Origin of the sequence: Pontimonas sp., from assembly GCF_031581085.1 — a bacterium.
In the GTDB taxonomy this organism is placed as follows: Bacteria; Actinomycetota; Actinomycetes; order Actinomycetales; family Microbacteriaceae; genus Pontimonas.
On record NZ_JAVLBO010000035.1, the window covers coordinates 1 to 8,881 of the forward strand.

8 protein-coding genes are annotated in these 8,881 nt (G+C 62.1%); 1 reads left to right on the forward strand and 7 read right to left on the reverse strand.

Going from position 1 to position 8,881, the window contains the following annotated elements; translation table 11 throughout:
* The 3 genes from RI518_RS07360 to RI518_RS07370 form a co-directional block, all read right to left on the reverse strand.
* The coding region (locus RI518_RS07360; protein WP_310689743.1) for an NAD-dependent epimerase/dehydratase family protein at positions 1–842 on the reverse strand (842 nt) is incomplete at its 3' end.
* Positions 843–1,053: 211 nt separating this feature from the next.
* A complete protein-coding gene (locus tag RI518_RS07365) occupies positions 1,054–2,820 on the reverse strand; it encodes a biotin carboxylase N-terminal domain-containing protein (RefSeq protein ID WP_310672347.1) in 1,767 nt (588 codons plus the stop codon).
* Positions 2,821–2,924: 104 nt separating this feature from the next.
* Positions 2,925–3,548 (reverse strand): nucleoside triphosphate pyrophosphatase, encoded by a 624-nt coding sequence (locus tag RI518_RS07370; RefSeq protein WP_310689744.1) that lies wholly within the window; start codon positions 3,546–3,548, stop codon positions 2,925–2,927.
* 25 nt (positions 3,549–3,573) lie between these two features.
* Between RI518_RS07370 and RI518_RS07375 the strand changes: the two genes are divergently transcribed.
* Positions 3,574–4,821, forward strand: coding sequence for a TRAM domain-containing protein (locus RI518_RS07375; protein WP_310689745.1), 1,248 nt, complete (start codon positions 3,574–3,576; stop codon positions 4,819–4,821).
* A gap of 20 nt (positions 4,822–4,841) precedes the next feature.
* On the opposite strand, the gene RI518_RS07380 is transcribed toward RI518_RS07375, so the two are convergent.
* The 4 genes from RI518_RS07380 to RI518_RS07395 form a co-directional block, all read right to left on the reverse strand.
* Positions 4,842–5,723 carry a glycosyltransferase domain-containing protein gene (locus RI518_RS07380; RefSeq protein ID WP_310689746.1) on the reverse strand — a complete coding sequence of 294 codons (882 nt, stop codon included), beginning with the start codon at positions 5,721–5,723 and terminating at the stop codon, positions 4,842–4,844.
* Positions 5,720–6,922, reverse strand: a complete 1,203-nt coding sequence (locus tag RI518_RS07385) for a glycosyltransferase (protein ID WP_310689747.1) — start codon at positions 6,920–6,922, stop codon at positions 5,720–5,722. The genes RI518_RS07380 and RI518_RS07385 overlap by 4 nt, the downstream gene beginning before the upstream one ends.
* Positions 6,923–6,933: 11 nt before the next feature.
* On the reverse strand, positions 6,934–7,902 hold the full coding sequence (locus RI518_RS07390) for a glycosyltransferase (protein WP_310672385.1): 969 nt from the start codon (positions 7,900–7,902) through the stop codon (positions 6,934–6,936).
* 36 nt (positions 7,903–7,938) lie between these two features.
* A partial coding sequence (locus tag RI518_RS07395) for a hypothetical protein (protein ID WP_310689748.1) occupies positions 7,939–8,881 on the reverse strand: 943 nt, incomplete at its 5' end.

An 8,881-nucleotide genomic window follows, 5' to 3' on the forward strand; every position in this document is an offset into this window, starting at 1 on the left:
GCAATGGCTCCCTTGGTTTCTTTCTGGTCGCCCGCTCGGGCCGGTTCGTAGCGCACGTCGAGTGTCACACCGGTGACGTCTCGAATGATGTCCAGTGCGTCGTTCAGACTGTAGGACTCGGTGCCACTGAGGTTGTAAATCTCACCGGGGACCGCGCGCTCGATGGCGTTAATGGTTCCCTCGACGCAGTCGTCGACGTAGGTGTTGGTGCGACGCTGGGAGCCATCACCGTAGACGGTGATGGGGGTGTGGTCTCTGGCGGCTGCGAGGAAGCGGTGGTAGGCCATGTCGGGTCGGTGCCCAGGCCCGTATACCGAGAAATAGCGCAGCACACTAAAGGGCAAACCAAAGTTGTCGCGGTGGGCAAAGCCGAGCTTCTCGGCGGCCAGTTTGGACACCCCGTAGGGGCTAAACGGGTTCGTGGGGGAGTCTTCTGCGCCTTCGGCGATTCGCCCGTAGACCGAAGAGGTCGAGATCTGGATGAACTGGCGAAGCGTGTCCGTGGCGGTCTGCCTGATGACCCGGTCGAGAGCCATCACGTTGTTGTCCATATACAGCTGGAGGTCTTCCCACGATTTGGTCAGCCCCGGCATTGCCGCTTCGTTGACGACCACGTCGGGGGCCCCAAGGGCGCTCAGATCATCACGGCGCAGGTCCGCTTCGACCAGGCTCACCCCGGCAAGCCCGTCAAGGGTCGAAAACCGCGCCTTTTTCATCTCCGCGGAGTAGAGGTCTGGCAAGAAACAATCCACACCGGTGACGGTGTAACCGCGCTCGGAGAGGACTTGCACCAACCGGGCTCCGATAAACCCCGCAGCTCCCGTCACCAACACATGCGTCATGTTTTTCCCCACCTTTTGGATAACCCCCACAGTCTAGGCAGAAGTGGGCCACAACTCAGCCGTCCAGACACCGGGTAGTCCTGTCGCTGCGCGAGGGGGCGAGTGGGCGTGCACGCTGCCTCGAGTTACGTTGTGGTGTGGGGTTGGCGGGAGCGCTCTGAGGGGTGCAGTGAGGGGCGCAGTGAGGACGCTGTGGCGTGGGGGCGGTGACCTATGCCGCCTGGTAGCGGATGAGCACGTGCCCGGCGCTGACCGTATCGCCGATGACGCAATCGACCGATTCGATGACCCCGTCGCGGTGGGCTTGGAGGGGCTGTTCCATTTTCATCGCCTCCAAGACACAGACCAGGTCGCCGGTGACCACGGTGTCGCCGGGGGAGACGGCCAGTTTCACCACCGTGGCCTGCATGGGCGATGTGACCGTATCGCCAGATTGCGCGGTCTGAGCAGCAGAACTGTTTTGCCGCTTCGGGGCTTTGTGAAGGGCTTTTTCGCCGCTTTGGAAAATGATGGACGGTACTCCCACTCGAAGCCGGCGCCCCTCCACTTCCACCACGACGGTGCGGTAGGGGTCATCGGCTTCTGCTTCGGCCTCCACCGCTCCACTCCAGGGTTCAATTTCGGCTTCACACTCTGTTTCGATCCAGCGGGTGTGCACCCGGAAACCCTCGGCGTTCTCCGCGATGAATGCGGGGTCGTCGATGACGGCGCGGTGGAAGGGCAACACCGTGGGAAGCCCGGCGACTTCGAATTCCAACAGTGCACGCCGGGCACGCTCGATCGCGTCGGCCCGGCTGTGTCCGGTGACGATCAGTTTGGCCAGTAGTGAGTCAAAGGCTCCGGTGATGACATCACCGGTGGTGACCCCGGAGTCCACCCGGACACCGGGTCCGCCCGGAAAGCGCAGGGTGTGCACGGGGCCCGGCATCGGCATGAAGTTCATCCCCGGGTCTTCCCCGTTGATGCGAAATTCGATGGAGTGGCCGTGTGCGACTGGGTCGGGGTAGTCGATTGTTTCACCCTCGGCGATGCGAAATTGTTCGCGCACCAGGTCGATTCCGGTGACTTCTTCACTGACGGGGTGTTCGACCTGGAGCCTGGTGTTGACCTCCAGAAACGATACGGTGCCGTCTTTGCCGATGAGAAATTCGCAGGTCCCGGCTCCCTCGTAGCGGGCTTCTTTCAAAATCGCTTTGGAGGAGTCGTAGAGCAGTTTTTCCTGCTCGGGGGTCAAAAAGGGCGCCGGGGCCTCTTCGACCAATTTTTGGTGTCGACGCTGGAGAGAACAGTCCCTGGTGGAAATCACCACCACGTTGCCGTCCTTGTCCGCCACGCACTGGGTTTCGACGTGTCGTGGTTGTTCGAGGTACTTTTCGACAAAACATTCGCCGCGACCAAACGCGGCGATGGCTTCGCGGGTAGCCGAATCGAAGGCTTCTTCGATGTCGGCTACGTCGTGGACGACTTTCAAACCGCGACCGCCACCGCCAAACGCCGCCTTGATGGCTACGGGCATGCCGTGTTGGGCGACAAACTCTTTGACTTCGGCGACATCGGCGACGGGGTTTAGTGTCCCGGGTGCTAGCGGTGCGCCGACCTTTTCGGCGATGTGACGGGCGGTGACTTTATCACCCAACTGTTCGATTGCCTCCGGTGAGGGACCAATCCAGATCAGACCGGCGTCGATGACCGCGCGGGCAAAATCCGCGTTTTCGGCGAGAAAACCGTAGCCGGGGTGGATGGCGTTGGCGCCGGAGCGTTTCGCGATGGAGAGAATTTTCTCCACCACCAGGTAGGTCTCGGCGCTGGTTTTGCCGTTGAGAGCGTAGGCCTCGTGGGCGAGGCGGACGTGGCGTGCATTGCGATCCTGGTCGGCGTAGATGGCGACCGTGCCGATACCGGCGTCTTTTGCGGCCCGAATAATTCGAACGGCAATTTCTCCGCGGTTAGCGATGAGGACTTTTTGAATTCGCGCCATGACCACACAGCTTAGGGCTCAGAGGGCACTCGCCTATGGAGCTCGGCCACATATCAACCCGGGTTGGTGTTGTGCCCGGCCACAACGCTGAGCCGGATTATCGCTCAATCGGACCACAAATCGGTGTAGGAGAAACCCAGTTTCAACACCAGGCGTCGAAGCGCCGCCACCGACAGGCCCACCACCGTGTACGGATCACCGTCAATGGATTCGATAAAGCCGGCGCCTTTGGCGTCGATGGTGAACGCCCCCGCCACCTTCAGCGGCTCGCCGGTGGCGATGTAGGCATCGATTTCTTCGTCACCGAGGTCATCGACGAAGGTGACACTGGTCTGGGTGGCGACACTCGCCTCGGCCACCACCGCACCGTCTTCGCTGTGAATGAGCGTGTGACCGGAATGTAAGACACCGGTTTGTCCGCGCTGTCTGTGCCAGCGCTGTCGGGCCCGCTCGGGAGTGTGCGGTTTGCCAAAAATCTCACCGTCGACTTCGAAAAGCGAATCGCCCCCCAAAATCAGCCCCGTGACGCCGGCCAGACGGGCCGCATCCTGGGCTTTTGCCCGCGCGAGGAGTTGCACCATCTCGCGGGCGGGAATCGGACCGGCCGCCGTGGCCTTCTCGACCAGGGCCTCCTCATCGACGGTGTGCCGGAGCACCGAAGGGGTGATACCGACCTGGCGCAGTGTCTGCAGCCTCGCCGGAGAGGTCGAGGCGAGGAAAAGGTGCACGGCGAAGAGTCCCTAGGGTTGGAAGATGGCATTAGATACCGGCGACAGCGTTGAACTCGAGGTTACCAAGGTCGTCCACGGTGGTGATGGCCTCGCCCGGCACGACGGTTTCGTGGTCTTCGTCCACGGTGGTCTACCCGGAGAGCGGGTCCGCGCGCGGGTCTATTCGGTGAAAAAATCCCACGCCTTTGCCGAGCTGATCGAGGTGCTGGTCCCCAGCGCCCACCGCGTTTCGCACATCTGGCCAGAAGCCGATGTCTCCAGGCCGCCACAACACAGGGCCGGGGGCGCTGACTACGGTCACATCGAATTGGGCTATCAACGAGAGCTCAAAACGGCCATTCTTCAAGAAGCCCTCACCCGCCACGGTGGTGTGTCAGAAGAGTTTGCTTCCAGTGTCCAGGTCGAGCCGGTGGCGGGTGAGACCGATGGGCTTCGGTGGCGCACCAGAGTCACCCTGCACGTCGATGATCGGGGCCTGGCGGGCCCCTACGCCGAGCGCAGCCACACCGTCATCGACGTGGACTCACTCCCGCTGGCGTCGTCTGCGCTCGACGCACTGGCTGTTCACCGCGGTGACTGGTCCGGCCACAGCCAGATTCGTTTAGTACAGAACTCCGCCGGTGACGCCCGGGTCGTAATCGACACCCAAAAACCACAACCCATCACCGAGCAGGTCGGTGATGAGGTCTTTCACCTGAGCGATCACAGTTTCTGGCAGGTCCACCACGGCGCAGCCCAGACACTAGACGCTTTGGTGAGCAGCGCGCTCGCGGGCAGCGGGGTGAGCGCGCCCGGCGTCGGTGATTTCCGACCGGTTGACCCGGCAGCGGTGCACTTGGACCTCTACAGCGGGGTGGGACTATTCGCCCGGGCGTTAGGCCGCGCCTACGGGCCAGACGCCCCGATTATTGCCGTCGAATCCGATTCGGCAGCGACCGATTTCACCACGAAAAACCTGCGTGATTTCTCCCGCGCGGAGGTCGTCGACAGCGATGTCAAGCGGTTTCTCCAGACCTTCACGCCAGAGGGCCCTGTGGGAACGGTCGTTCTTGACCCTCCCCGCACCGGGGCAAAGGCCGACGTGGTGGGCCAGATTATTGCGCTAGGGCCCCAGCAGGTCATTTACGTCGCGTGCGACCCGGTCGCCCTTGGCCGAGACATCGCACTCTTTCGCGACGCCGGCTACGAGCTAGAGCGCGTCCAAGGGGTGGACCTATTTCCCCACACCCACCACATGGAGGCCGTTGCCTCACTGCGTCCCACGGGATGACCGCGAAGAGGTGGTTGGGGTTAGCCGCTTCGCTTGTGGGCCTGCTTTTTCGCTCGGCGCTTTGCCCGACGGGCGTCCTGGAGCCTGCGCCATACGCCGGCTAATCCCCACCACCGGGCGTCTGTGAGGGCGTTGACTTCGGCTTTGAGGGCGTGGATGGTCTCTTGTGCGTCGTGTAGTTCTTCGGCGAGGGGTTTCAGACCGGAGGTTTTGGCGTGCCGGAGGGCTTTGCTCTCCGGGGTTTCTTGTTGCCGGTGTGGCCAGTCGTGCCAGGGAGAATTGCGCACGCGCTCGTGCACCCTGCTCACCCGCAGTGGCTTTTGGCCGAGCGCGACCATGATCGAGAGTTGGTCGCGGGCGGAATATCGACAGACGTGGTGAAACCACAGTTCGGCGAACGCCCGCACCTCGGGGGTGTTCTTTCTCGCAAACAACCCGTTCCAGAGGGGGCGCTCATCGAGGGCTTCGCTGTGGTGCGTGGAGTAGTCCTGTAGTTGTTCGTTCAGACGAGCGGGTGTGTCCTTATTCGTCGCCAGGTTCGCCTCGAATTCTTGCCAGGTGCTCTCGTGGGCGTCGTGTTCGATGGCCGCCCACTGGGCATCGGCCAACCACTGATCCAAAATCGACTCCGGTGGCACTTTGAGTCGCACCGTGTTGTCGAGGTAGAGCCACTGGTCAAACTCCGCCAGGAGTTCATGTCCCCTGATTTTGATGTCTCGTTGGGAGCGTCTCGGGTCGGCGGGAAACAGCGGGTCGACCTGGACAATCTCCCAGCTGGTGCTGGTGAGGTCAGGGTTGTCGCTAAAGCACAGAAACCGTATCGAGCTGTCGGCGGCGACCTCCTGCTCGAGGAGTGCCTCGTGCTCGCCAAATAGCGCTGTGTAGACGACTCTGCTGGTCATCGACCACCTCCAGGAGCTATCTGGCCAGACGCGCCACCGCCGAGCACCGCCTGGCAATAAGACTCCCACAGTGCACCCTGGCTGTCGTCGCGGGTGGCAACAGCCTCTCGCCACCGGGCCAACACGCCGGGCTGGGCGGCGTGAGAGAGAGCATCAGCTAGTGCACCCGCCAGTGCACCGGGGTCACCGGCTGGAACCACCATGCCCGTGTGGTCGTGCTCGATGCCTTCGGCAATTGCGCCTACGTCGGTGGCGATGACGGGAAGGTGGAAGCGAAACGCCAGTTCTCGAACAATCGAGCCCGTCCCGGAGCGGTAGGGCAACACGAGCACATCGGCCCCCGCGAAGAGTTCAGGAAATTCTGCTTCCGGCACGTAACCGCCGCGGATAGTGACGCGGGCCTCCAGCCCGAGACGGGCAATGTGGTCGCGGTAGGAAGCCTCATCGTCCCAAAACTCACCGGCGATAAGCAGCGTGGCCTCCGGGGTGTCTGCCAGCGCGTCGAGGAGGATGTCGAGTCCCTTGTAGTGGCGCACGGTGCCAAAAAACAGCACCCGCAGTCCGGTAGCGCCCTCGGGGTCAGACTGGTCGGAGGACTGTGGGGTGTCCTGTGCCCTGCCCTGTGGTGCCACGGGGGGACTGGCTGGCCAGGGAGACGGCAGCGAGCATTCGCTGAGCCGGTCTGGAGCCACCCCCAACTCTGTGGCGGTATCGAGTGCCGCCTGGCCGTGCACAATCACCAGGTGTAGTCGGCGGAGTAACCACCGCATCAACAGTCGGTCTAGTGGGCCCGGCTCGTGGGGGAGGACGTTGTGCACAATGCCCAGGCTCTGAACGGATTGCCCAAGAGCGCCGAGGAGCACCAGGTAGGGAACAGCGTGGAAGGGGGTCGGAATACTCACGGCCACCACATCGTGGCGGCGAAGCCTTCGGCCCACTCTCCACCAACTAAAAGGGTTAAACCAGGCGAGATCTTCACGCACTGTGCGGGGGAGTCCAATTTCGGGTGTTCCGCCTGGCACGCGGTCTGGTCCCGGGTAGAGAGCTTTTGGGTATTGGGCACTCCACGACTCGACCTGGACGTGATGGCCGCGCTTTTCTAGTTCGAGGGCCAATCGGGTGGTGTGCTGGGCGATGCCGCCGGTGTAGGGGTGGGTGGGGCCCACCAGTGCCACAGTGTGTTGTGTGCTACTTCGCACGGTTCTCGGTGCTACTTCGCACGGTGATTATCGGAGAGGCTCTGGACGTCTTGGTGGGCTTTGTGGAGGGAGAGTCCGTCTTCAATCAGCTGCCGGTTGATGCGAATGAGGTCGGCAATGACTCCCAGGGCAAACGCGAGAAGCGAAGCGGTGAGAAGCGACACTCCGAGAAGGAGTGACTGGATCAGCTCGCCCGGCACCCCCAACGCCGCGAAGGTGAGGTAGCGAATGAAGGGAATGAGGCCGGCGATGCCCAATACCGCCCCCAGCGTGCCAAAAAACGTGTAGGGCTTATACATCAAGAAGGAGCGGGTAATCGCGGCAGCCGACTTCACCACGTGTTCTGGCGTCGACTTAAACAGCCTGGATTCCCTCGTCTTCGGGTTGGTCTTGATTCGGACACTCTCGATCGCCAGGCGTTTATAGCCGGCCTGGATGATGGTCTCCATCGTGTACGAAAACTTTGTCACCAGGTTCAGCTTCAGCAGTGCCGTTCTCGAGTAGGCCCGGAACCCGCTCGCCGCATCCGGAATCTTTGTTCCGGCCGCCTGGTTGACCACTTTGCTTCCCATTTTCTGCAGAAGCTTCTTACCCCAGGAGAAATGGGCAATTTTGTGGGTTTGTCGATCTCCGATGACGATGTCGGCCTGACCCGAGGCGATGGGTGCCACCAGTTTGGCGATATCGGCTTGGGGATACTGGTTATCCCCGTCGGTGTTGACCAGAATGTCGGCACCGTGGGTGAGGGCGTAGTCCACCCCGGAGCGAAAGGCTTCCGCCAAACCCCGAGTGCCGCGGTGTCGAATGATGGTTTTCACACCGTGCTCCTGTGCCACGGCAATCGTGTTGTCTGTCGAGCCGTCGTCGATGACGACCACCTCGATCGAGTCACAGCCGTCAATTTCAGCGGGAATCGACGACAGGACGGCACCCAGCGTGGCTTCCTCGTTTAGGCAGGGAATCTGAATCACGAGCTTCACAGCGGGGGAGCCTTTCAGGTGTGAATGATGAGGAGTCTACTGGGCAGTAGGGCTATTGGTCGCGGCCGTCTGCCGCGGACTCGACTGTGTCGCAGCTCGGCGCCCCAGCGCGGCGTGGAGCGCTTCGGAGTAACCGACGAGAGTGGTCAGCAGGATTGTGGGCATCACGTGCAACCACATTCGATTCACCGAATCGTAAAAACTGGCCCGACCAAAACCACCGTCGAATGTTTTGCTAAACAGCACGGCGGCGATGAGCAGTGCCGATAAGCCCAACAACCATCGGTATTCCGCGGAGCGCCGGCGAATACCGAGCAGCACCGCGGAGCCAATAAACACGTGCGCGGCGGTGCCCCAACCGCCCACACCCAGGCCCAAATTGGGCCACTGGGCACTCACTCTGCCGAGGGGGTGAGATGATGGCCAATTTTCCCTGGCGAACCACACCAAGAGGAACGCGGCTGCAGCGGGCAGTAGCCAGGCACGAATCGGGTCGATCCACTTACTGGCCGCCACACTCGCCCCGACCAGGGTGAGCAGCACGAGCACCCAGTCGGGAAGGCCAAAGCGCTCGAGTACTGGACTCTCCAGGGCGCTCAACCACCAGGTGAAGGTGAGGCCGATCACACTCAAGGTGGCAAAGAGTTGGAGGCGTTGTGTGGCACCGGACCACCAGGTTTGACCCACCAGGGCGATTACGACGACGAGAACCAGGACGATGCCCTCCACGCGGGCGGTGGCCCCCAGTGCTCCCCCCACGAGAGTAAAGGCCATCGGAATCGCCGAAAAGCGTTGCTCTTGCCGGGCGATCAACAACCCACCGACCAGCAACACGGTGGCAAAACCCATCAGCGTGTGGCCGTTGAGATAGGACATCGCGGCTCGAAACATCGGGACCGTGAGAGAAAACAGGGTGAGTGCACCGATGACGACGGCGAAGACCTTCCACGAGACTCGACCGGCGAGGAGCTTCCACGCG

Coding starts and splice junctions, on each gene's coding strand:
- RI518_RS07375 (WP_310689745.1), top strand. CDS start 3,574: ATGGCATTAGATACCGGCGACAGCGTTGAACTCGAGGTTACCAAGGTC.
- RI518_RS07365 (WP_310672347.1), bottom strand. CDS start 2,820: ATGGCGCGAATTCAAAAAGTCCTCATCGCTAACCGCGGAGAAATTGCC.
- RI518_RS07380 (WP_310689746.1), bottom strand. CDS start 5,723: ATGACCAGCAGAGTCGTCTACACAGCGCTATTTGGCGAGCACGAGGCA.